The organism is Bartonella sp. CL63NXGY (genome assembly GCF_042194905.1).
GTDB lineage: Bacteria > Pseudomonadota > Alphaproteobacteria > Rhizobiales > Rhizobiaceae > Bartonella.
In genome coordinates this window covers 327-616 of sequence record NZ_JBHINK010000128.1, presented here as the reverse complement: position 1 = coordinate 616, position 290 = coordinate 327, and the positions used below count along the sequence as shown (strand labels likewise).

At 41.4% G+C, this 290-nt stretch carries 1 protein-coding gene; it reads left to right on the top strand.

Going from position 1 to position 290, the window contains the following annotated elements:
* On the top strand, positions 1-290 hold a 290-nt coding region (locus tag ACFIK0_RS09680), incomplete at both ends, for a mucin-binding protein (RefSeq protein ID WP_375663958.1).

The window sequence follows — 290 nt, the reverse complement described above, 5'->3', positions numbered from 1 at the left end:
AACTGAAACAGTTTATGAAAAGGACCCAGTAAGTGGAGAAGAAAAGCAAGTAGCAAACTTCCCATTAGTATTTACTCGTACTGGAGTAAAGGATGAAGTAACAGGTAAGACTACATGGACAGAATGGGAAGCAAAGACGAAGGATCAAAACGATCAAGTTTTGAGCAACTTCCCAGAAGTTAACGTAACTAAGCCAGGCTACAGTGCAACTTCAGCTGACGGATCAGTAAAGAAGACTGACGATGGTAAGTTTATTGTTCCAGCATCAGCCAAGATTGATCCAGATCAGC